Genomic DNA, 23087 nt, shown 5'->3' on the forward strand with positions numbered 1-23087 from the left:
CGCGCGGCGGCGTCGCGTGTGTTTCGGCGCCGAGGCAGCACGCCCACCATCGCCAGCAATCGGAACTGACGAGAAGAGCACCATGGCAGACATCACAGCCGCCGACATCCGTAAGCTCCGGGAACTGACCGGCGCGGGGATGAGCGACGTCAAGAAGGCGCTCGTCGACCACGACGGTGACTTCGAGAAGGCCAAGTCCTGGCTGCGCGAGAAGGGCCTCGCGCAGGTCGCCAAGCGGGCGGGCCGCAGCACGGCGAACGGGCTGGTCGAGTCGTACCTGCACCGCACCGACCCGCAGCTCCCGCCGACGCTCGGCGTGCTCATCGAGCTGCGCTGCGAGACCGACTTCGTCGCCAAGACCGACGACTTCAAGCAGCTCGCGCGGGACCTCGCCCAGCACATCGCCGCGGCGGACCCGCTGTACGTGACCGCCGAGCAGATCCCGAACGAGGTGATCGAGCAGGAGCGGAAGATCTACGAGGCGGCCGCCCGCGAAGAGGGCAAGAACGACAAGGCCATCCCGAAGATCGTCGAGGGCCGGGTCAACGGGTACGTCAAGAGCGTCGTCCTGCTGGACCAGCCCTGGGTCAAGGACGGCAAGCTGACGATCCGCGCGCTGCTGGAGCAGGCCGGGTCCGCGCTGGGTGAGAAGATCGAAGTGGGCCGGTTCGCCCGGTTCAACATCAAGCAGGCCTGAGCGCGAGCGCACGGCGTCAGGTGACGTGACACGGCCGGGCACCCGGCGGGGGAGAATCTCCGCGGGCGTCCGGCCGGTGGTCCGTTCGGCCGTCGGTTCTTAGTACCGTCGGTTCCTGGCGTCGCCGGTCCGTGGCGCCGCGGGTCCGTTCGGTCCGGGTGCGGCGGCCGGGCCTGTCACGGTTCGAGCCGCACCACGGTTCGAGCTGGTCGACGCGCCACGCGGGGCCACGGGCAGCCGTGCCGGAGGCGTGCGGCAGACTGCTGTCAGCATGAACATCCTTGGCCGCTGATCCCGGCCGCCGGCGAAGGAGCCGCCCGTGACCGATGACGCCGACAGTGCCGTTGGAAGGGTGGATCCCGCCGCCCGCGCCGAGCCCGGGCCGCGGTGGACCCGCCTTCTGCTGAAACTCTCCGGCGAGGCCTTCGCCGGCGGTGAGCCGCTCGGGATCGACCCGGTGACGCTGGCGACGATCGCGCGCCAGATCGCCCAGGTGAGCCGCTCGGGGATCGAGGTCGCCATAGTCGTGGGGGCCGGCAACATGTTCCGCGGCCAGGCGCTGGCCGAGCGGGGCATGGACCGGGCCCGCGCCGACTACATGGGCATGCTGGGCACGGTCATCAACTGCCTGGCCCTGCAGGACGTCCTGGAGCGCGAGGGGATCGTCACCCGCGTGCAGACGGCGATCGCCATGGGCCAGGTCGCCGAGCCCTACCTGCCGCTGCGGGCGATCCGGCATCTGGAGAAGGGCCGGGTGGTCATCTTCGGCGCCGGCCTGGGGGCACCGTTCTTCTCGACGGACACCACCGCCGCCCAGCGGGCGCTGGAGATCAAGGCGCAGGCGGTGCTCAAGGCGACGAAGGTCGACGGGGTCTACGACTCCGACCCGGCGACGAACGCCGGCGCCGTCCGGTTCGACAGCCTCAGCTACAGCGAGGTCCTCGCGCGCGGCCTGAAGGTCATGGACGCGACCGCGATCAGCCTGTGCATGGACAACGACCTGCCCATTGTCGTTTTCGACCTCCTGACCGAGGGGAACATCTCCCGCGCCGTCCGGGGTGAGAAGATCGGCACGCTGGTCGGAGTCGAGACGTACGGAACGGAAGGTACGCGGTGATCGACGACACGCTCCTCGAGGCCGAGGAGAAGATGGACAAGGCCGTCTCGGTCGCCAAGGACGACTTCGCCAACATCCGCACGGGGCGGATCACGCCGGCGGTGTTCGGAAAGGTCCTGGTGGACTACTACGGCGCGCCGACGCCGGTGCAGCAGCTCGCCTCGTTCCACATCCCCGAGCCGCGCATGGTCATCATCACCCCGTACGACAAGTCGTCGCTGGGTGCGGTGGAGAAGGCCGTCCGTGACTCGGACCTCGGGGTCAACCCGAGCAACGACGGGACGATCATCCGGTGCGTCTTCCCGGAGCTGTCCGAGCAGCGCCGTCGTGACCTGGTGAAGGTGGCCCGCACCAAGGCCGAGGAGGCCCGGGTCAGTATCCGCAACGTCCGCCGGCACGCCAAGGACGCGATCGACCGGATCGTCCGCGACGGCGAGGCCGGCGAGGACGAGGGCCGCCGCGGGGAGAAGGACCTCGATGAGGCCACCCACCGTTACGTCAACCAGGTTGACGAGCTGCTCCGCATCAAGGAGTCGGACCTGTTGTCGGTCTGACTCCCGACCAGCGCCCGTCCGCGTGCGACGCCGTGCCCATCCGCTGTCCCGGCCCCCGCGCCCGGTTCCCCGTCTCCGTCTCCGTCCCGTCGGCGAGCCGCCGGACGGTCGGTGGACGGCGGACCGCACGGCGCCGTGAGCGTCTCGGCCCTGGGAGTCCCTCCCGAGGACAGCTCCGTGACTGACCGCGCGGACCCACCCGACGGGCGGGGAGATGCCGACGACCCGCCGGTGCACCCCACCCCGGTCGACCTGGCCCCGGCCGGCCCGGTCCCGACGGACTCGACTCCGGTCGACCCGGCCGCGGCTGACCCGGTACCGGTCGACCCCGGCCCGTCCGCCGGCCGCGCGCCCGGGAACGGGCGGCGGGTGATCCGGGCCGGGCGCGATCTGCCCGCGGCGATCGCCGTCGGGGTCGTGCTGGGCGCGGTCATCCTCGTCCCGCTGTTCACGCTGTATCCGATCTGGGTCGCCGTGGTCAGCGCCGCCGTGGCGGTCGGCACCTACGAGGTAGTGCGCGCGCTGCACGTCGCGGGGATGAGCGTGCCGCTCGTCCCGCTGGCCGCCGGGGCGATCGCGATGCCCGTGGCCGCGTACACGGCCGGCACCAACGGCCTCGTGCTCGCGCTCGCGGGCACGACCCTGGCCGCCCTCGCCGTCCGCGCGGTGCGTGACCCGGCCGGCGGCGGGCGGCCCGGCAGCGGGCGTCAGGCACGGCTGCGAGATGCCGCGGCCTGCGCGTTCACCTCCGCGTACGTCGGCTTCCCTGCCGGGTTCGCCACCCTGCTCACCTCCGCCCCGGACGGCCACTGGCGCACCATCGCGTTCCTCGGGACCGTCGTGGCCAGCGACATCGGCGGCTACACCGCGGGTGTGCTCTCGGGCGGCCGGCACAAGCTCGCGCCCAGTGTGTCGCCCGGGAAGTCCTGGGAGGGTTTCGCCGGATCGGTGGTGGGCTGCGTCGTCGTCGCCAGCGTGCTGATGGCCTGGCCGCTGGGCGCCGAGATCTGGCAGGGCGCGCTGCTCGGCGTCGCCGTCGCCTGCACGGCGACCGTGGGCGACCTCGGCGAGTCGTTGCTCAAACGGGACATCGGCATCAAGGACATGGGCAACCTGCTGCCCGGCCACGGCGGCCTCATGGACCGGCTGGATTCACTGCTGTGCACGGCGCCCGTCGCCTGGCTGCTCATCACCGCGTTCCTCGGCTGACCGATCACCGGTTCGTCGCGTGCCCGGGGCTCCTGGCAGACTGGACTGGCCATGACAGCCACGACCGCCGAATCCGGAAACCTCCTGCCACTGGTGTCAGGGCGGTCCAGGCCGCCGCGCCACCTCGCGGACCTCTCCCGGGACGAGCGGCGGGCCGTGGCCGTGTCACTGGGCCTGCCGGCGTTCCGCGCCGACCAGCTGGCCCGCCACTACTTCACCCGCCACCTTCGCGCCGACGACGCCGACCTGATGACGGACCTGCCGGCCACGGTCCGGCCGGCGCTCGTCGAGGCGATGCTGCCGCGGCTGCTCACGCCGGCCACCGCCCTCGACTGCGACGACGGCCAGACCCGCAAGACCGTCTGGCGCACCGTCGACGGCGCCAAGATCGAGTCGGTGCTGATGCGTTACCCGCAGCGGGCGACGGTCTGCGTCTCGAGCCAGGCGGGCTGCGGCATGGGATGCCCGTTCTGCGCGACGGGCCAGGGTGGGCTGACCCGCAACCTCTCGACCGCCGAGATCGTCGAACAGGTGGTGGACGCGGCTCGAACGATGGCGGCCCGCACGACGGCCGAGGGTGGCCTGCCCGGTGGCCCCGGCAGGCTGTCGAACGTGGTGTTCATGGGCATGGGGGAGCCGCTGGCGAACTACGCCGCCCTCCTCGCCGCCCTGCACCGTCTCATCGATCCGGCGCCCGACGGGCTCGGCCTGTCCGCCCGTGGGCTCACGGTCAGCACGGTGGGCCTGGTCCCGGCGATCCGCCGGCTCGCCGGTGAGGGGCTGCCGGTGACCCTCGCCGTGTCCCTGCACGCGCCGGACGACGAGCTGCGCGACCAGCTCGTCCCGATCAACACCCGCTGGCCGGTGGCCGAGGTGCTCGCCGCCGCCTGGGAGTACGCCCGGGTGACGGGCCGGCGGGTGAGCATCGAGTACGCCCTGATCGACGGGGTCAACGACTCGCCCGAGCGCGCGGACGCGCTGGCCGCCCTGCTGGTCGGCCAGCTCGCGCACGTGAACCTCATCCCGCTCAACCCGACGGGCGGCTCGTCCTGGCAGGCGAGCGCCCCGCGCGGCCAGCGCGTCTTCGTGGACCGCCTGCGGGCCCGCGGGGTGGCGGCCACCGTCCGGGACACCCGGGGCCGGGAGATCGCCGCCGCCTGCGGGCAGCTCGCCGCGGAGCCCCCGGTGCGTTCGCGGGCAGGTCGGTAGTCGTGGCGACGGGGAACTCCGCCGGGCGCCGGCGCAGCCACGGGCGGGCCGGGGGCGGTACCGCCCGGCAGGGGCTGGCCCGGTCCAGCGCGCTGCGGTACGGGTCGCGCCCGGCGAACACGCTGTGGCTGCCGCTGACCGCGGCGGCGGGGGTGCTCCTGCTCCTAGTGTGGTACGCGATGTCGCAGGATCCCGGGGAGGAGACCGGCTCCTCGTCGCCGGTCGCGTCCGCGCTGGGCGGAGTGGGCGGGGCCTCCGGCGGGCCCGCCGCCGTGGCGGCACCGACCGTCCCGCCGCCTCCGCGCAGCGGCTGCGAGACCGGCAGCAGCCTGCCAGCGGGCGTCACCACCGAGACCGTGCACGTCGGCGACGTCGACCGCCAGTTCCTGCTGGCCGTGCCGCAGGGCGGCGGGGCGGGTGCCGCGCTGCCGCTGGTGCTGAACCTGCACGGCTACGGGCAGCCCGCCCAGGAACTCGAGCAGTACACCCAGATGGCGGACAGCGGTACCCGGGCCGGCTACGCCGTCGCCACCCCGGTCGGGGCGTCGAACCGGTGGAACTTCACCCGCTTGGCGAAGGTGGGCCCCGATGACGTCCTCTTCGTCGGCGCGCTGCTCAACGACCTGACCGGCCGGATGTGCCTGGACCCGAAACGGGTCTTCGCCAGCGGCTTCTCCGACGGTGCCGACATGGTTCTCGCGCTGGCCTGCGCGCTGCCCGACCGCTTCGCCGCGGTGGTCACGGTCGCGTCGAGCCGGCTGCCGGACGGCTGTGCCGCGCCGCGGGCCAGCCTGCTGGAGCTGCACGGCACCGAGGACCGGATCGCGCCGTGGAACGGTGGGGGCCAGGCCCGTACCGCGCCCTACGACGGGCTGGTCGCCCAGCCGGTGGAGGCCCGTACCGACCGGTACGCCCGCGCCCTCGGCTGCGGCGGCGAGCACTCGACGGCGCAGGACTTCACCCATGTCGCACGGACCGCCTGGACGACCTGCCCGGCGGGCAAGGACGTCGGCGCCCTGGCGATGCAGGGCGGCGGGCACACCTGGCCGGGCGCGGCGCCGCGACCCGAGCTGGGCGGCACGGTGACGAACCTGAGCGCGACCGTCGTGGCACTGGCCTTCTTCAGCGGCCACCCGGCGGACGGCCGGACGGTGACCGGCGGGACCTCGGGCGGCGGCGCGCCCGCGGCGGGCGGCGCGGGCGCGGGCGGCGCCACGGCGACGACCCAGCCGCCGGCGGGGGCTCCCTCGGCCACCCCGTCCGCCTCGGCGGCGCCCGGTGACCAGCCCGAGCCCACGCCGACCGGGGCGAGTGACGATCCCGCCCCGGCACCGTCGGTGCCGCCCGGCCCGACCGCGAGCGCGACACCGACCGGCGAGGCGCCCGCGGGCGGCGGATAGCCCCCGCCCGTGGGTAGCGGGCGGGGGTCCGGCGGCCCCCCGCCCCCGGCACTGGCGCCGTGGGCGGCGGGCGTGGGCACCGACGGGCGCGACACGCCCGGTGATGGTTCCGCGGGCGGTGGACGAGGGCACCGACGGGCACATCGCACCCGGTGATGGTTCCGCTGAGACCGGGCCGGGGAATGAACCCACAGGTCACACCCGGTGAACGAGTAGCCGGCGATGGGCGCGGACAGGGACGGACAGGTCACACCGGGGTGCTCCGGATGTTGACCATTCGTAGGCACGGCTACACCCATTGCGCACCTTCGGGCCTCACCTGTCAGGAACCGAACAGGCCTCGGTCGAAGCGCCGAAGGGCCTGCGAGAATAGGCGGCGTGGCGGAGGCTTCGGTCCAACGTGAGGTTGTTCTGCTCGGGTCCACCGGCTCGATCGGGACTCAGGCGATAGATGTCGTACGCCGCAACCCGGACAGGTTCCGGGTGGTGGCGCTGATGGGAGGCGGGTCGCGGGTCGACCTGCTGGCGGCGCAGGCGCTCGACCTGGGGGTCGAGGCGGTCGGTGTGGCCGCGGCCTCGTCGGCGCAGGACCTTCAGCTCGCGTTCTTCGCGGAGGCGTCCAAGCGCGGCTACCGCCGTGGCGAGTTCGCCGTCCCGAAGATCCTCGCGGGGCCGGACGCGGCCGTCGAGATCGCGTCCTGGCCGGCGGACATCGTCCTCAACGGGGTGTCCGGCTCGGTCGGGCTCGCGCCGACGCTGGCGGCTCTCAAGGCCGGCGCGACGGTGGGGCTGGCGAACAAGGAGTCGCTGGTCGCGGGTGGTCCGCTGGTGCTCGACGCGCTCGGCGGCAACCCGGACCGGCTCGTCCCGGTGGATTCCGAGCACTCGGCGCTCGCGCAGTGCCTGCGCGGGGGCCGGCGTGAGGAAGTCCACAAGCTGGTGCTGACCGCCAGCGGCGGGCCCTTCCGTGGCCGGAGCAGGGACGAACTGGCCGGGGTCACCCGGGAGCAGGCACTGGCCCATCCGACCTGGGCGATGGGGCCGCTGGTCACGATCAACTCGGCGACACTGATGAACAAGGGCCTGGAGCTGATCGAGGCCCACCTGTTCTTCGGTGTGCCGTACGACGACATCGACGTCGTCGTCCATCCGCAGTCGCTGGTCCACTCGATGGTCGAGTTCAACGACGGGTCGACCATCGCCCAGGTGTCGCCGCCGGACATGCGGCTCCCGATCGCGCTGGCCCTGGGCTGGCCGGACCGGGTGCCGCTGGCCCAGCCGCCGATGGACTGGACCCGGCCCCAGTCGCTGACCTTCGAGCCGCTGGACACCGTCGCCTTCCCCGCGGTCGACCTCGCCCGGACGGCGGGCCGCCTCGGCGGCACCGCGCCGGCCGTGTTCAACGCGGCGAACGAGGAGGCCGTCGCGGCCTTCCTCGCCGGGCAGCTGCCGTTCGTCCGTATCGTCGACCTGGTGGCCGAGGTGGTGCAGGCACACGAGGTGATCGCCCGTCCGACGCTGGACGAGGTGTTCGCCGTCGAGCGTGAGGCCCGCGCCGCCGCGAACCGCCTGATCGAGCGGGCCGGTGGGCATCCCGTGGCGGCCGGAGGACATGGTTGATGGCAACTCTGGGCATCGTCGCCTTCGTCCTGGCCCTGTTCGTCTCGGTCGTCCTGCACGAGGCGGGGCACTTCGTCACCGCCCGCTACTTCGGGATGAAGGCGTCCCGGTTCTTCGTCGGCTTCGGCCCCACCCTGTGGTCGAAGCAGCGCGGGGAGACCGAGTACGGCATCAAGGCCATCCCCGCCGGTGGGTTCGTCAAGATCGAGGGAATGACCTCCCTCGAGGAGATCGACCCGGCGGACGAGCCCCGTGCCTTCTACAAGGCGCGGGCGCACGCCCGGCTGGTGGTGATGTCGGCCGGGTCGTTCGTGCACTTCGTCATCGCGATCGTGCTGATCTACGGTGTGCTGGTCACTCTCGGCACCACCCAGACGAGCGAGACGAAGATCGGGCACACGAGCTGTGTGGCGACGACGTCCGCCTGCACCGGCCCGGGGCCGGCGGCGGCAGCCGGGCTGCGGGTCGGCGACCGGGTGGTGAGCTTCGACGGTGTGGCCGTCACCACCTGGGACAGGTTCACCCGGCTCGTGCGCGATCACGGGTCGGGCCCGGCGGTGCTCGTGGTGTCCCGCGACGGCGCGGACGTCACGCTGCGGCCGGACCTGGTCCAGGTGCTGCGCGACCGCGCGACCGGCCTGGCCGGCAAGGACCCGGTCGGCGCGCTGGGGGTGAGCCCCGGTCAGGAGACCGTCGACTACGGCCCGCTCTCGGCGGTTCCCGAGACCTTCAAGGTCATCGGCTCCGGTTTCACCGGGATGTACGAGACGTTCACCCAACGGATCGATGACATTGGCCGCATCTTCGGTGACAACCGCGACGAGAGCGGTTTCATCAGTGTGGTCGGCGCGGCCCGCCTCGGTGGTGAGGTGGCCGCCGCGGACGACGGCTGGGCCGACCGGATCCGCGGTTTCCTGATCCTCGTCGCCGCGATCAACCTCGCCATCGGGATCTTCAACCTGTTGCCGCTGCTCCCGCTCGACGGTGGGCACATCGCGGTGCTCGGCTTCGAGCAGGCCCGACACGGCCTGCGTCGGCTGCGTGGCTACCGAGGCCCGGTGCAGCCGGTGGACTTCGCCAAGCTGTTACCAGCCACGTACGCCACGGTCGTCGTTCTGGTCGGGTTCAGTCTGATCATTCTGTCCGCCGACATCGTCAACCCCATCCGCATCAATCAGTGAGCTGCGGTGTATCCGCGGTGGCACGCGGTGGTGGTCCGCGGACGTTCCGGTCGCCGGTAACTCCGGCGCGGGCGTCGCGTCTGGCCGTCGTGAGTGCGCCGCCCCCGCACGACGCCGACTGACCCGGGCAACGCTGACCGGCCCGGGCAACGCCGACTGACCCGGACGATCCCGTCCGTGACGGGCCTGGCCGGGTCGCCATCTGACGATCAAGCATCCGACACGCCAGTGAGGACATCGTGACCGTAACTCTGGGCATGCCCGCCGCTCCGCCTCGTCCGGTCGGAACGCGGCGGCTCAGCCGGCAGATCCACGTGGGCAACGTCCCGGTCGGAGGTGACGCCCCGGTCTCCATCCAGTCGATGTGCACCACGCTGACCTCGGACGTCAACGCGACCCTTCAGCAGATCGCCCAGCTCACCGCCGCCGGATGTCAGATCGTGCGGGTGGCGGTGCCCAGCCAGGACGACGCCGACGCGCTCGCGGCGATCGCCCGTAAGTCGCCGATCCCGGTGATCGCAGACATCCACTTCCAGCCGAAGTACGTGTTCGCCGCGATCGACGCGGGCTGCGCCGCGGTGCGGGTGAACCCGGGCAACATCAAGCAGTTCGACGACAAGGTCGGCGAGATCGCCCGCGCCGCCAAGGCGGCCGGCACCCCGATTCGGATCGGGGTCAACGCCGGGTCGCTCGACAAGCGCCTGCTGGAGAAGTACGGGAAGGCCACTCCGGAGGCGCTGGTCGAGTCGGCGCTGTGGGAGGCCTCGCTGTTCGAGGAGCACGACTTCCGAGACATCAAGATCTCGGTGAAGCACAACGACCCCGTGATCATGATTCAGGCCTACCGGCTGCTGGCCCAGGCCTGTGACTACCCGCTGCACCTCGGTGTCACCGAGGCGGGCCCGGCGTTCCAGGGCACCGTGAAGTCCGCGGTGGCCTTCGGGGCGCTGCTGTCCGAGGGCATCGGCGACACGATCCGGGTCTCGCTGTCGGCGCCGCCGATCGAGGAGGTCAAGGTCGCCTCGGCCATCCTGGAGTCGCTCGGCCTGCGTGAGCGCAAGCTGGAGATCGTCTCCTGCCCGTCCTGCGGTCGTGCCCAGGTGGACGTCTACACCCTGGCCAACGAGGTCAGCGCCGGCCTGGAGGGCATGGAGGTGCCGCTGCGGGTGGCCGTCATGGGCTGCGTCGTCAACGGCCCGGGTGAGGCCCGCGAAGCCGACCTCGGCGTTGCCTCCGGCAACGGCAAGGGTCAGATCTTCGTGCGCGGAAAGGTCATCAAGACGGTGCCCGAGGCGCAGATCGTGGAAACTCTCATCGAGGAGGCCATGCGGCTGGCCGAGCAGATGGAGGCCGACGGCGCGGCCTCCGGCTCGCCGTCGGTGTCCGTGGCCTAGTACCTGGAAGGGCTGGATGGGTCTGCCGCTTCGCTCCGCTCCGACCCGGCTGCTCGACGATCGGGATCTTTCCGCGGTCACCGAGCTGCTGGGCCGCAACCCGGTAGCCGATGTCTTCGTCGCGTCGCGGGTGGCGGCGTGTGGTCTGGATCCCTGGCGCCTTGGCGCCGAGGTATGGGGCCACACGGTCGACGGCACCCTGACGGCCGTGTGTTATTCCGGCGCGAACCTGTGGCCCGTGGCGGCGGGCCCGGCCTCGGCGAAGCTGTTCGCCGAGCGGGCCCGCCGGCAGGGCCGCCGCTGCTCGTCGATCGTGGGCGTCGGCTCGGCCGTCACCGCCATGTGGCGGCACCTGGAACCGGTGTGGGGCCCGGCCCGGGAGATCCGCGCCGACCAGCCGTTACTCGCGATCGAGGCCCCACCGCTCATCGCCCCGGACCCGGCGGTTCGCCTGGTCCGGCCGGACGAGCTGGACGTGCTGCTCCCCGCCTGCATCGCCATGTTCACCGAGGAGATCGGCGTCTCCCCGGTCGGCGCGGACGGCGGGGCGCTCTACCGTTCGCGGGTCGCCGAGTTCGTCGGCCAGCGCCGCTCGTTCGCGCACATCGAGGACGGCCGGGTGCTGTTCAAGGCCGAGATCGGCGCGGTCGCCGGCGACGTCTGCCAGATCCAGGGCGTCTGGGTCGATCCGGCGCTGCGTGGCCGCGGCCTCGGCGCCGCCGGGACGGCCAGCGTCGTGGCCCTCGCCCAGGCGGCGTTCGCCCCGGTGGTCAGCCTGTACGTGAACGACTTCAACCATCCCGCCCGGCGCGCCTACGAGCGCGTGGGGTTCGAGCCGGTGGGAACCTTCGCCTCGATCCTGTTCTGACCCGTTCTGATCAGAGCTCTGTTCCGGCCGGGGCGCGCTGTTGACCGACGTGCACTCCAGCGGCCACGTTCCGCGTGTTTTTCCGCCCGGTTTCGTCCGGCGCCCGCCAATCGCGAGCGCCCTGCGCGACCGGGCGTTCACGCGTGGTGGGAAGCCGTGCTCTGAGGGTCAATTCCAGTGACGGGAAGACCCCCGGTCTGGCATCCTTGCTTTCCCGATGTGTCCAATCGACTTGATGCGCTCGATCGACTTTGTGCAAGGCGCCGTGCGTGTGGGAAAGGGAAACGTGATGAGGCCCAAGAGGCTGTGGCGGCGGTTCGTGCCACTGGTTGCTGCCGGTGCGTTGGCGCTGGCGGTCACCGCCTGCTCGGGCGACGACGGGGGAACAGAGTCCGTGTCGTCGTCCGGGGAGGTGACCGGGACCCTGCGGCTCGGGTACTTCCCGAACCTCACACACGCCCCGGCGCTCGTCGGCGTGGAGAAGGGCATCTTCGCCAAGGAGCTCGGTTCCGGCGTGAAGCTGGAGCCGTCGACCTTCAACTCGGGTACGACGGAGGCGGAGGCGATCCTCTCCGGCGCGCTCGACGCCGGCTTCATCGGCCCGAACCCGGCGGTGAACACGTTCATCAAGTCCAAGGGTGAGGCCATCCGGATCGTCTCCGGCGTCACCTCCGGCGGGGCGGCCCTGGTCGTGAAGCCCGAGATCACCTCGGTCGAGCAGCTGCGTGGCAAGACGCTGGCGACCCCGAGCCTCGGCAACACCCAGGACGTCGCGCTGCGGTACTACCTGAAGAAGAACGGGCTCGTGACCGACACCAAGGGCGGCGGTGACGTCTCCATCCGCCCGCAGGAGAACTCGGTCACGGTCGACGCCTTCAAGTCCGGCGCCATCGACGGAGCCTGGGTGCCCGAGCCGATCGCCTCCCGGCTGGTCGCCGAGGGCGGCAAGGTGCTCGTCAACGAGGCCGACGAGTGGGCCGCCACCGACGGGAAGTTCGTGACGACCCTCCTGGTTGTCCGCACCGAGTACCTGGAGAAGAACCCGGAGATCGTCCGCCGGCTCATCGCCGCCAACATCGCGGCGATCGACCAGCTCAACGCCGACCCGGCCGCCGGGCAGACCGCCGCGAACGAGGCCCTGGACAAGCTCACCGGCAAGCCGCTCGCCGCCGGCGTCGTCGCCTCGGCGTGGAAGACGCTGACCTTCACCCCGGACCCGATCGCCAAGTCGCTGTTCCTCTCCGCTGCGCACCAGGAGGAGCTCGGGCTCATCGAGGACCCCAAGCTCGACGGGATCTTCGACCTGAAGATCCTCAATGAGCTGCTGTCCGGCGCCGGTGACCCCGCGGTCTCGGACAAGTAAGCGGCGAACAAAACAAACAAAGCAGACAAAGTAAGTAAAAGGGAAGTGGGGCGCGCGGCCGGTGCCACACCGGCCGCGCAGCCCGTTCCGCACCCGGATCACGATCTACCCGAGGGGAGCAAGCTGTGACCGCGCTCGCGACGGACACGGCGCTGCGGATCGACGGCGTCAGCCGGGTCTTCGGTACCGGCGCCGGTCAGGTCCACGCCCTTGACGGCATCCACCTGGATGTCCGTCCGGGCGAGTTCGTCTGTCTGCTGGGGGCGTCGGGCTGCGGTAAATCGACCCTGCTCGGCCTGGTCGCCGGGCTCGACCGGCCGTCGGCGGGCACCGTCGACACCGGTGGTCGCCGGGTCGGGATGATGTTCCAGGACTCGGCCCTGCTGCCCTGGCTCACCGCCGGCGGCAACGTCGAGGTGCCGCTGAAGCTGCGCCGGGTGCCGAAGGCGACCCGCCGGGCCCGGGTCGACGAACTGCTCGCCATGGTGCGGCTGGCCGGCCAGGGCGACCGCCGCCCGCACGAGCTCTCCGGCGGTATGCGGCAGCGGGTCAGCCTCGCCCGGGCGTTCGCCCAGGAGGCGGACATCCTCTGCATGGACGAGCCGTTCGGTGCCCTCGACGCGATGACCCGCGACCTGCTCCACGACGAGCTGGAGCGGATCTGGCGGGAGACCGGGGTCACCGTCCTGTTCGTCACCCACGACGTCCGGGAGGCCGTGCGCCTCGGTGACCGGATCGTCCTGCTCTCCTCCCGTCCCGGGCGGGTCGCGGAGGTCTTCGACGTCGACATGGACCGTCCCCGCCGCATCGACGAACACCAGGTATCCGAGCTCGCCTCCGTCGTGACGGCGCGGCTGCGGCAGGAGGTCGCCCGGCATGGCCACTGACACCGACACGGTCTCCGGGGTCTCCCTGGGCACCGGCCGCGCACCGGCCGCCCCGGCGCAGCGGACGTCCGACGAGACGCTCGCCGGCCTGGACGCCCTCGACCTCCCCGTCACGTCCCGGCGGCCGGCCGCGGGCCGGATCTGGTCGGTCACCTGGCCGAAGATCGCCGCGCTGGTGCTGTTCCTGCTGGCCTGGCAGATCGTCGTCTGGTCGGGGTGGAAGCCCACCTATGTGCTGCCCGGCCCCGGCGACACGCTGCCGGAGTTCTTCGACCAGCTCGGCACCGCCGACTTCTGGGACGCGTTCGGCCGCACCCTCACCCGCGCCGGCGAGGGCTACGCGGTGGCGGTCGTGCTCGGCGGGGTCGTCGGCCTGGTGGTCGCCCGGTTCAGCCTGCTGCGCGCGGCGGTGGGGTCGTTCATCACCGCGTTGCAGACCATGCCGTCGGTGGTCTGGGTCCCGCTCGCGATCCTGCTGTTCAAGCTCAACGAATCCGCGATCATGTTCGTCGTGGTCCTGGGCGCCGCGCCGTCCGTGGCGAACGGGGTCATCTACGGCGTCGACTACGTCCCGCCGCTGCTCGTGCGGGTCGGGCGCAGCATGGGCGCCCGCGGGTTCACGCTGTACCGCCACGTCGTGGCGCCGGCGGCGTTCCCCTCGGTCCTCGCCGGGCTCAAGCAGGGCTGGGCGTTCGCCTGGCGCAGCCTGATGGCCGGTGAGCTGATCGTCATCGTGCCCGGGCATCCCTCGATCGGTGCCGACCTGCAGAACGCCCGGGACCTCTCGGACACCGTCGGCGTGCTGGTGTCGATGCTGACGATCTTCGCGATCGGCGTCGCCGTCGACGCGGTCTTCAACATCCTCGACCGGCGGATGCGTGAGCGCCGCGGGCTGCTCGCCGAGGGCTCGACCGCGGTGCGGGCGGCCCGTCGTCCCCGCAACGGCCGTCCGAAGGAGGACCCGACCGGGCCGACCGGGCCGGTCGGGCCACTCTCCGGCAGGGACACGTCAGCGGCCTGACCACCCGTCCGGCCCTCGCCCGGTGCCGGCCGGACGGGCGGTCCGGCCGGCCAGGAGGAGCCCACGGGAAGCCCGCCCGCGGTGCGGACGGCAAGATGGGGGACATGCAGATCTCCGCCCGAGCCGACTACGCACTGCGGGCCCTGCTCACGCTCGCCGCGTCGGACGGCAGCCTCGTGAAGGGGGAGACGCTCGCCTCGGCCCAGGACCTTCCCCTGCGCTTCCTCGAGAACATCCTCACCGACCTGCGCCGCAGCGGCCTCGTGCAGAGCCGCCGCGGCGCCGACGGCGGTTACCAGCTGTGCCGCCCAGCCGAGGAGATCACGATCGCGACCGTGATCCGGGCGACCGACGGCCCGCTGGCCAGCGTGCGCGGCCGCCCGCCGGAGAACGCCCAGTACGAGGGCGCGGCCAAGCACCTGCAGGACGTCTGGATCGCCGTCCGGGTCAATCTGCGCCGGGTACTCGAGTCTGTGACCCTCGCGGACGTCGCCAGCGGTGAGCTGCCGGACATCGTCCGTGACCTGCGGGACGAGCCTGACGCCTGGGTCACCCGATAGCGCGGGCGCCGGTGGGCTTCTCCTGGTTCGCCCCGGACGCGGTGCCGGCCGTCGCCGGGACACCCCTCCCGGGCGACCGCGAGCCGCTCGCGGCCGTGGTCTTCGACTGGGGCGGGACGCTCACCCTCTTCCACGACGTCGACCTGCTCGACCTGTGGCGGATGACCGCGCTGGAGATCTCGCCCCCACACGCCGAGGAGATCACCGCGATCCTGGCCGGCCTGGAGACAGCCTGGTGGCAGGCCCGGGACGGCAGCGACGGCCTGGCCGGCAACGGCGCGGCGGGCGGGATGACCGGGTCGGTCACCGAGCTGCTGGCGGCCGCCTCCGCGACCCTCGGCGTGGACGTCGCCGCGGCCGTGCTGCGTGCGGTGAGCCGGCGGGACCTCGTGGCCTGGACCCCGCACACGGTGTGCGATCCCGAGGCGCTGCTGCTCGTGCACCTGGTGCGCGCCCGCGGCCTGCTCGTCGGCCTGCTCACCAACACCCGCTGGCCGCGGGCCTGGCACGAGAGCCTGCTCGAGCGCGACGGCCTGCTCGACCTGTTCCACGCCAGGATCTACACCAGCGATCTGCCCTTCGACAAGCCACACCCGATCGCGTTCCAGGCGGTGCTGGACGCGCTGGGCGTCGCCGATCCGTCCCGGGTGGTCTTCGTCGGAGACCGGCTGCGCACGGACATCCACGGCGCGCGGGCGGCCGGCATGCGGGCGGTGCTGGTCGCGGACGGCCATCCACCGGACGGCGGTCCGGCGCGCGGTGGCCCGCTGGACGGCGCCGCGCCGATGGTCGCGGACGCGGTGATCGGCCGCCTCGGGCACCTGCTCGACGTCCTCGACCTGCTCGGCGCACCGGGGCCCGGGTCCCCCGCGCCCCGCCTCTGATCGCCGCGGGAGCGGGTCAGCTTCCGGGGAGCACGGGGGTGGCGGAGTCCGCGGGGGTCCCCGCGGCGAGGCGGGCGCGCTGGCCGCGCAGGGTCATCGCCACCAGGGCGTCGACGGCGAGCTCGCGGTCGGCGCCGGTGAGGACGCCGACCGCGTCGTGGGCGGCCACGGCGGAGCGGTCCTCGACCCGGGCGAGCAGGTCGAGCGACCCGGCGACACCGGCCGGCTCGACCGGCAGCTGGTAGGCGGCGAGCGCGGCCGGCGGGGTCGCCCCGCGGGCCCGCAGGGCGGCGACCAGCGTGTCGCGCAGCGTCCGGTGAGCGTCGTGCGCCACCCGGGCGAGTTCGCGGGCCGGTCCCGCGGCGGCGCCGAGCGGAGCGAGCACCCCGCCCGCGGTCGCCGTCGCGTAGACCGCCGCGTGCGCGGCCGCGAGCATCGCGGACAGCGCGACGACCGCCGGGTCCTCGGCGGTCATCCGGCCGCCCCCGGCGCGCCCAGTGCCGTGACGAGTTCGGCGTGCGCGGACTCGGCCGCGCACAGGCTCGCCAGCAGCGGGGCCAGGCCGGCGCCGGCGGAGAGGCAGCCGGCGCGGTGCGCCGCGGCGGTCGTCCGCTCGAGCTCGGCCAGGGCGTTCAGCGTGCTGGCCAGGGTCCGCGCAGTGTCCGTGCCGGCGGTCGCGGTCGCGGTCGCCGTCGCCGTCGGAGTCGTGGTGGCGGGAGTCGTGGTGGCGGCTTCGGGCAAGCCCCGGGCGGCCAGCTCGCGGGCGTGCCCGGCGTGCTGCGCGCGGATCGCCCGCAGCGTCCGCGCGAGGTCCGGATGCCGGTCGATGGCGCTGTCGTAGGCCGCGATCAGCGCGGTCTCCCGGGTGCGCGCCGCTCCCGCGGCGGTGACGTCGGCGGGGGTCACCCGGCTGGCGGGGGCACCGTTGCTCGAGGTGGTGCAGCCGGACATCCCGGCGAGGAGCAGGCCGCCCGTCCCGGCCAGCGGCAGCGCGGCCAGGAGGGCCCGGCGGGACGGACCGGGACCGGCGGCGGTGGGCACGGCTGGCAGCTTCGCACATCGGCGCGCCGCCGTCGGCGCGCCGGTGGCACCGGTCGACGGGCGAGCCGGACCGGGCCCCGATTGGAGTGCTCCGGCGGCGGACGTAGGCTAAGGATCTCGACCGTGTGACGCTCGACGCCCGTTTCCATGGGCCCGCGCATCCGGGACGACGGTGCCGTCGATCTCCGCCGCTGCCGCGGCCGGTTCACCGAGGGCACCGGTCGGGGTGACACCGGGTGGGGCCGAGCGGTCCACGGGCACGGGCGCCGCGTCGGCGCGGGAAGGAACGGGCGAGGTGGCTAGGGCGGGAGAGTCCGGCCGGGCGGGGGTCCGTCGGTCGACGGCGCCGTCCCGGGGGACGGGCGGAGCGCGGGCCGCCGCGGACGCGGTGCGTGCGCAGCTGCGCAGTCGCCTGGAGCCCAGCCTGGCGACGGCCGGCTTCGACCTCGAGGACCTCTCGGTCACGCGGGCCGGGGCGCGCAGCGTCGTCCGCGTCGTCGTGGACCGGGACGGCGGCATCGATCTCGACGCCGTCGCGGACGCCAGCCGGCTGGTGTCGGCGGTCCTGGACGGCGAAGACGGTGGTTCTGGTGGCACCGGTGGTGCCGCGGGTTCCGGTGCGAGCCCGATCTCCGGGCCCTACGTGCTCGAGGTGACCTCGCCCGGGGTGGACCGGCCGCTGGTGGAGCCGCGGCACTGGCTGCGCGCGGTCGGCCGGCTGGTGGAGGTGCGCCGGGCCGACGGTGTCGAGGTGACGGGCCGGGTGCTCTCCGCCGACGACGAGGGCGCCGACCTGGCCGTGCCGACGGCACCGGCCCGGCGCGGGCGTCCCGTCCGCCGGCGGGTCGAGCGGGTCGTCTACTCGGCCGTGGCACGCGCGGCGGTCCAGGTCGAGTTCGGGTCGGCGGCCGACGGCGACACCGGCGACACCGACACCGACACCGACACCGACACGGGTGCCGGGGTTGACCTGGACCTCGACTCCGAGAGCGACTTCGATCTCGACGACGAGCTCGACGACGACGACGAGCCTCAGGATGGGGAAGAGCCCGCGGACGAGGACGGTCCTGAGGACGAGGACGGCGCCACCGACGGTGGCGCCCCCGCCGCGTCGGCGGCGGGTGAGGTAGAGGAAGATCACGGTGCCGTGGACACGGAAGCGGGCCTGATCGGCCGGACCGGCAAGGAGATGAACCGGTGAAGCTCGACGTCGCTGCGCTGCGGGGAATCGAGCGCGAGAAGGAGATCGCCTTCGACACACTCGTCGAGGCGATCGAGACCGCGTTGTTGACCGCCTACAAGCACACCACCGGATCCGCCGACGAGGCCCGGGTGGTGATCGACCGGACCAGCGGCGAGGTCGCGGTCTTCGCGCGGGAGAGCGCCCCGGACGGGACCTCCCGCGAGTGGGACGACACCCCGGCGGACTTCGGTCGGATCGCCACGATGACCGCCAAGCAGGTCATCATGCAGCGCCTGCGGGAGGCCCAGCAGGAGGTCACCTACGGTCAGTACGCCGACCGGGAGCACGAGGTGGTCTCGGGCGTGGTCCAGCATCACGAGCAGCGGGCCGGTTCCCGTGTCGTGCTGGTCGACCTCGGCACGATCGAGGGTGTGCTGCCCCCGGCCGAGCAGGTTCCCGGCGAGCGCCTGGAGCACGGCGACCGGATCAAGTGCTACGTGGTGCACGTGGCCCGTGGGATGCACGGCCCGACGGTCACCCTGTCGCGGACCCATCCCGAGCTGGTGAAGGGCCTGTTCCGGCTGGAGGTGCCCGAGGTCGCCGACGGCACGGTCGAGCTCGCCGCGATCGCCCGCGAGGCCGGCCACCGCACGAAGATCGCGGTTCGCTCGAAGGCGGCCGGGGTGAACCCGAAGGGCGCCTGCATCGGTCCGATGGGCAGCCGGGTGCGTGCCGTGATGGCGGAGCTGCACGGCGAGAAGATCGACATCGTCGACTGGTCGGCGGATCCCGCGTCCTTCGTGGGCAGCGCGCTCTCGCCGGCGAGGGTGTCCCGGGTCGAGGTCACCGACCTGGCGAGCCGTTCGGCCCGGGTGGTGGTTCCCGACTACCAGCTCTCGCTGGCGATCGGCCGCGAGGGGCAGAACGCTCGGCTGGCCGCCCGGCTGACCGGATGGCGGATCGACATCCATTCCGACACAGAGGGTGGCGAGCCGCGTGCGGACCGGCCGGCAGGGGAGGCCCCCCGTCGTTCGGGGGCGGGAACCGGGCCCCGGAGGTCGTCCGCGACGGGCGGCCACTCTCGGGGCGCAACGGGATAGACTTGTGGTGGCGCGCCGTGCGGCGCCTACTCGTGTAGGTGCTACTGCAGACCAGAGTTCTCGAGTGATCCCCGACCGAGTATCACGTTCGAACGTCGAGCGGGGTTCTCTCCAGGGCTCTGGGCCGATTCGTACCTGTGTCGGTTGTCGAACCCGGGCGGCGCGGTCGAGCCTGTTGCGTATCGTCGTTGTCGGCGGGGAGCTCCTCCCGGATGCTCGCCGCCGAATGCCGGGCCGGGGCGCCCATGTGCATCCCGATCTGGCCTGCGTCGATCTCGCGGAGCGCCGCAAGGCGTTCCCGCGGGCGCTCAGGGTTGCGGGGCCGCTCGGGCTGAAGCAGGTCAGAGCGCACCTGGAACAGCGCACGCGCAACGTGTGCATGTAGAACAGTGGTACGGGCCGCGCGTCCTGACGCGGGGGCCGGTAGGACAGCGGAGCGGCGGCCAGGGCCGAGAGATCGGTCCCGGGTGGCCGCGCCGGCAGGCGACGCCAGATCGACGTCGACACGGAAGCAGGTCGAGACAGCGATGACCGCGCAGTGAGAACGCAGCCATGATCACGACCGGCAGGTAACGAGGTCACGCGGGCACGGACCGCGGGCCGAAAGAAGGAGCACCGTGGCAGGAAAGGCCCGCGTACACGAGCTTGCGAAGGAGCTCGGCGTCGACAGCAAGACCGTGCTCGCCAAGCTCAAGGATCTCGGCGAGTTCGTGAAGTCCGCCTCGTCCACAGTCGAGGCACCCGTGGTTCGCAAGCTGAAGGAGGCCTTCCCCGCGGAAGGCTCCGCTGCGTCCTCGCGTTCCGGCGGTCGTCCAGGTAACGGCGCGCGACCGATGCCGCCGCCCCGTCCGGGGCCGGCCGTCGGCCGCCCCGGCCCAGGTGGCACCGGTCCCCGGCCCGGCCCCGGTGGGCGTCCGGTCCCCGGTCGTCCCGGCCCGGCCCCGGTGCCCGGGGTGTCGCGCCCGTCCACTCCGACGGCCGCGCCCCAGTCCCAGCCGGCTCAGCCCCAGCCGCTCCAGTCCCAGCCGGTGACGCCGCAGCCGGCACAGGCTCCGCGTCCGGCCGCGGCTGCGGCCTCCGCCGCGCCGCCCGTGGCACCGGCCCCGACACCCACGTCGCCCGCCCCGGCTCCGGTCGCCTCGGCCCCGACGGCCGCCGCGCCGCCGGCCGCGCCGCAGCGACCGGCTTCCGGTGGGCCGCGCCCGGGTCCCGCCGCGCCGAACCGTCCGCGTACCGGCGGCCCCGGTGCTCCCGGTGGCCCTGGCGGCGGCCCGCGTCCCGGGCCTCGGCCCGGCCCGCGCCCGGCCGCTCCCGGTAACAACCCCTACACCTCCCCGGCAGCCGGCCCGCGGGCCGCGTCCGGTCAGGGTGGTTCGCCCTCGGCGCCGCCGCGTCCCGGTGCGCCCCGTCCGGGCGCGCCGCGTCCGGGCGGCCCGCGTCCGGGCGGCCCCGGTGGCCCGCGTCCGTCGCCGGGGCAGATGCCCCCGCGTCCGGGCGGCTCCGGCGGTCCCCGGCCGAGCCCGGGCTCGATGCCTCCGCGTCCTGGTGGCTCGGGCGGCCCGCGGCCGAACTCGAACATGTTCCAGCCCCGTCCGGCGGGTGGCGCTCCCGGTCGTCCCGGTGGCGGCGGTGGCGGCCCCGGTCGTCCCGGTGGTGGCGGCGGCGGTGGCGCGCGTCCCGGTGGCGGTGGGTTCGCTCCCCGTGGGGGAGCCCCCGGCCGTCCCGGTGGTGGCGGTGGCGCTCCGGGTCGTCCCGGTGGCGGCGGTCCCGGTGGTGGCGGTCGTCCGGCTGCCGGTGGCCGTGGTCGTGGTGGGACGACGGCGGGTGCCTTCGGTCCCGGTGGCCGTGGGCGTCCCGGCCGGCAGCGCAAGTCCAAGCGCGCGAAGCGGCAGGAATGGGAGAGCGGGCTCGAGGCGCCGCGCATGGGGGCGATGGTCCCGCGCGGTAACGGGCAGGCGATCCGGCTGCCGCGTGGCGCGTCGCTCGCCGACTTCGCGGACAAGATCGACGCGAACCCCGGCGCCCTCGTCCAGGTGGTCTTCACCCAGCTCGGCGAGATGGTCACGGCGACGCAGTCCTGCACGGACGAGACCCTGCAGCTGCTCGGTGTGACCCTGGGCTACGAGGTCCAGATCGTCAGCCCCGAGGACGAGGACAAGGAGCTGCTGGAGAGCTTCGACCTGTCCTTCGGCGGCGACTACGCCGACGACGTCGAGCTTTCGGCCCGTCCGCCGGTGGTGACCGTCATGGGTCACGTCGACCACGGCAAGACGAAGCTGCTCGACGCGATCCGCTCCACGGACGTCGTCGGCGGCGAGGCCGGTGGCATCACCCAGCACATCGGCGCCTACCAGGTGCGTGCGGTCGTGGACGGGACCGAGCGCCCGATCACCTTCATCGACACCCCGGGCCACGAGACCTTCACCGCGATGCGTGCCCGTGGTGCGCAGGTGACGGACATCGTGGTCCTGGTGGTGGCCGCCGACGACGGTGTGAAGCCGCAGACGATCGAGGCGCTGAACCACGCGCAGGCGGCCAACGTGCCGATCGTGGTGGCGGTGAACAAGGTCGACAAGGAGGGCGCGGACCCGGCGAAGGTCCGTGGCCAGCTCACCGAGTACGGCCTGGTGGCGGAGGAGTACGGCGGCGACACGATGTTCGTCGACGTCTCGGCCCGCAACCGGACGGGCATCGACGAGCTGACGGAGGCGGTCATCCTGACCGCCGACGCCTCGCTCGACCTGCGCGCCCCGACCGGCACCGAGGCTCAGGGCGTCGCGATCGAAGGTCGTCTCGACCGCGGTCGTGGCCCGGTGGCCACGGTGCTCGTCCAGCGCGGCACGCTGCGCATCGGTGACTCGGTCGTCGCCGGCGAGGCCTTCGGCCGCGTCCGGGCGATGCTCGACGAGAACGGCGCCCAGGTGTCCGAGGCGGGTCCGGCGCGGCCGGTGCAGGTCCTCGGTTTCACCAGCGTCCCCGACGCCGGCGACAACTTCCTGGTCGTTCCGGAGGACCGGGTCGCCCGCCAGATCGCCGAGCGCCGGCAGGCTCGCGAGCGCAACGCCGAACTGGCGCTGAGCCGTGGCCGCCCGACGCTCGAAACGATCCTCGAGCGGATGAAGGAGGGTGAGAAGACCCAGCTCAACCTCATCCTCAAGGGCGACGTCTCCGGTTCGGTGGAGGCCCTCGAGGACGCCCTGCTCAAGATCGACGTGGGCGACGAGGTGGGTCTTCGGATCATCGACCGCGGTGTCGGCGCGATCACCGAGACCAACGTCATGCTGGCGTCGGCCTCCGACGCGGTCATCATCGGCTTCAACGTCCGGCCGCAGGGCAAGGCGACGGAGCTGGCTGACCGCGAGGGCGTCGAGGTCCGCTACTACTCGGTGATCTACCAGGCCATCGAGGACATCGAGAACGCCCTCAAGGGCATGCTCAAGCCGGTGTACGAGGAGGCGCAGCTCGGCACCGCCGAGGTGCGCGAGGTCTTCCGCGTACCGCGGGTGGGCAACGTCGCCGGTTCGCTGGTCCGGTCCGGCATCATCCGCCGCAACACCAAGGCCCGCCTCATCCGGGACGGCGTCGTGGTCGCGGACAACCTCACCGTCGAGTCGCTCAAGCGGTTCAAGGACGACGCGACCGAGGTCCGCGAGGGCTACGAGTGCGGTATCGGGCTCGGCTCGTTCAACGACATCAAGGTCGATGACGTGATCGAGACCTTCGAGCAGCGGGAGGTTCCCCGCACCTGACCCCGAAACGCCTGGGGCCGGCCGGATGACCATTCCGGCCGGCCTCGGCG

The 23087-nt window shown here is 73.0% G+C and carries 21 protein-coding genes and 1 pseudogene; 20 read left to right on the forward strand and 2 right to left on the reverse strand.

Translation table 11 applies throughout. From position 1 onward, the window contains the following. The first annotated feature begins 82 nt into the window (after positions 1-82). The 15 genes from B056_RS0124895 to B056_RS0124965 all read left to right on the forward strand — a co-directional run bounded on the left by B056_RS0124895 (position 83) and on the right by B056_RS0124965 (position 15964). Entirely contained in the window at positions 83-697 is a 615-nt protein-coding gene (locus B056_RS0124895; RefSeq protein ID WP_018504568.1) for a translation elongation factor Ts, read from the forward strand. Between the two features lie 319 nt (positions 698-1016). Then, positions 1017-1814 (forward strand): UMP kinase, encoded by a 798-nt coding sequence (gene pyrH, locus B056_RS0124900; protein WP_035752689.1) that lies wholly within the window; start codon positions 1017-1019, stop codon positions 1812-1814. Next, entirely contained in the window at positions 1811-2368 is a 558-nt protein-coding gene (frr, locus tag B056_RS0124905) for a ribosome recycling factor (RefSeq protein ID WP_018504570.1), read from the forward strand. Before pyrH ends, frr begins: the two co-directional genes overlap by 4 nt. Positions 2369-2545: 177 nt before the next feature. Then, positions 2546-3577 (forward strand): phosphatidate cytidylyltransferase, encoded by a 1032-nt coding sequence (locus B056_RS0124910; protein ID WP_154677229.1) that lies wholly within the window; start codon positions 2546-2548, stop codon positions 3575-3577. A 51-nt stretch (positions 3578-3628) separates the two neighbouring features. After that, positions 3629-4786 (forward strand): 23S rRNA (adenine(2503)-C(2))-methyltransferase RlmN, encoded by a 1158-nt coding sequence (gene rlmN, locus B056_RS0124915; RefSeq protein WP_018504572.1) that lies wholly within the window; start codon positions 3629-3631, stop codon positions 4784-4786. Between the two features lie 2 nt (positions 4787-4788). Then, positions 4789-6186 carry an alpha/beta hydrolase family esterase gene (locus B056_RS0124920; RefSeq protein ID WP_018504573.1) on the forward strand — a complete coding sequence of 466 codons (1398 nt, stop codon included), beginning with the start codon at positions 4789-4791 and terminating at the stop codon, positions 6184-6186. A gap of 369 nt (positions 6187-6555) precedes the next feature. After that, positions 6556-7806 (forward strand): 1-deoxy-D-xylulose-5-phosphate reductoisomerase, encoded by a 1251-nt coding sequence (gene dxr / locus B056_RS0124925; RefSeq protein ID WP_026240113.1) that lies wholly within the window; start codon positions 6556-6558, stop codon positions 7804-7806. Further along, the gene (locus B056_RS0124930; protein WP_018504575.1) at positions 7806-8987 is read left to right on the forward strand and encodes a M50 family metallopeptidase; all 1182 of its coding nucleotides are present in this window, start codon (positions 7806-7808) and stop codon (positions 8985-8987) included. The genes dxr and B056_RS0124930 overlap by 1 nt, the downstream gene beginning before the upstream one ends. Positions 8988-9226: 239 nt before the next feature. Continuing rightward, on the forward strand, positions 9227-10381 hold the full coding sequence (gene ispG / locus B056_RS0124935; protein ID WP_026240114.1) for a flavodoxin-dependent (E)-4-hydroxy-3-methylbut-2-enyl-diphosphate synthase: 1155 nt from the start codon (positions 9227-9229) through the stop codon (positions 10379-10381). Between the two features lie 16 nt (positions 10382-10397). Then, complete coding sequence (locus B056_RS0124940; RefSeq protein ID WP_018504577.1) at positions 10398-11249, forward strand: GNAT family N-acetyltransferase; 852 nt, start codon at positions 10398-10400, stop codon at positions 11247-11249. A gap of 289 nt (positions 11250-11538) precedes the next feature. Further along, positions 11539-12612, forward strand: a complete 1074-nt coding sequence (locus B056_RS0124945; RefSeq protein WP_026240115.1) for an ABC transporter substrate-binding protein — start codon at positions 11539-11541, stop codon at positions 12610-12612. Between the two features lie 125 nt (positions 12613-12737). Continuing rightward, positions 12738-13499 (forward strand): ABC transporter ATP-binding protein, encoded by a 762-nt coding sequence (locus B056_RS0124950; protein ID WP_018504579.1) that lies wholly within the window; start codon positions 12738-12740, stop codon positions 13497-13499. Then, positions 13489-14520 (forward strand): ABC transporter permease, encoded by a 1032-nt coding sequence (locus tag B056_RS0124955; RefSeq protein WP_018504580.1) that lies wholly within the window; start codon positions 13489-13491, stop codon positions 14518-14520. The genes B056_RS0124950 and B056_RS0124955 overlap by 11 nt, the downstream gene beginning before the upstream one ends. Before the next feature lie 104 nt (positions 14521-14624). Next, positions 14625-15080, forward strand: coding sequence for an RrF2 family transcriptional regulator (locus B056_RS0124960; RefSeq protein ID WP_018504581.1), 456 nt, complete (start codon positions 14625-14627; stop codon positions 15078-15080). A gap of 11 nt (positions 15081-15091) precedes the next feature. Beyond that, positions 15092-15964: an HAD family hydrolase gene (locus B056_RS0124965; protein WP_018504582.1), complete on the forward strand. Its 873-nt coding sequence runs from the start codon at positions 15092-15094 to the stop codon at positions 15962-15964. 16 nt (positions 15965-15980) lie between these two features. Here B056_RS0124965 and B056_RS0124970 read toward each other — a convergent pair whose 3' ends face one another. Together B056_RS0124970 and B056_RS0124975 are read right to left on the reverse strand one after the other, a co-directional pair. Then, the gene (locus tag B056_RS0124970; RefSeq protein ID WP_018504583.1) at positions 15981-16439 is read right to left on the reverse strand and encodes a DUF4439 domain-containing protein; all 459 of its coding nucleotides are present in this window, start codon (positions 16437-16439) and stop codon (positions 15981-15983) included. Next, positions 16436-17005: a hypothetical protein gene (locus B056_RS0124975; RefSeq protein ID WP_018504584.1), complete on the reverse strand. Its 570-nt coding sequence runs from the start codon at positions 17003-17005 to the stop codon at positions 16436-16438. The genes B056_RS0124970 and B056_RS0124975 overlap by 4 nt, the downstream gene beginning before the upstream one ends. A 295-nt stretch (positions 17006-17300) precedes the next feature. On the opposite strand from B056_RS0124975, the gene rimP reads away from it, so the two are divergent. The 5 genes and pseudogenes from rimP to infB all read left to right on the forward strand — a co-directional run bounded on the left by rimP (position 17301) and on the right by infB (position 23037). Then, complete coding sequence (gene rimP, locus B056_RS0124980; RefSeq protein ID WP_026240116.1) at positions 17301-18206, forward strand: ribosome maturation factor RimP; 906 nt, start codon at positions 17301-17303, stop codon at positions 18204-18206. Continuing rightward, positions 18203-19288 carry a transcription termination factor NusA gene (gene nusA, locus B056_RS0124985; RefSeq protein WP_018504587.1) on the forward strand — a complete coding sequence of 362 codons (1086 nt, stop codon included), beginning with the start codon at positions 18203-18205 and terminating at the stop codon, positions 19286-19288. Before rimP ends, nusA begins: the two co-directional genes overlap by 4 nt. A gap of 64 nt (positions 19289-19352) precedes the next feature. After that, on the forward strand, positions 19353-19673 hold the full coding sequence (locus B056_RS37875; protein WP_230203170.1) for a YlxR family protein: 321 nt from the start codon (positions 19353-19355) through the stop codon (positions 19671-19673). Positions 19674-19905: 232 nt separating this feature from the next. Then, a pseudogene (locus B056_RS46180) lies at positions 19906-20049 on the forward strand (translation initiation factor IF-2 N-terminal domain-containing protein); the annotation flags it as partial. Positions 20050-20121: 72 nt separating this feature from the next. After that, positions 20122-23037, forward strand: coding sequence for a translation initiation factor IF-2 (infB, locus tag B056_RS0124995; RefSeq protein WP_407672422.1), 2916 nt, complete (start codon positions 20122-20124; stop codon positions 23035-23037). Positions 23038-23087: the final 50 nt, after the last annotated feature.

It is taken from the genome of Parafrankia discariae (genome assembly GCF_000373365.1).
GTDB lineage: Bacteria > Actinomycetota > Actinomycetes > Frankiales > Frankiaceae > Parafrankia > Parafrankia discariae.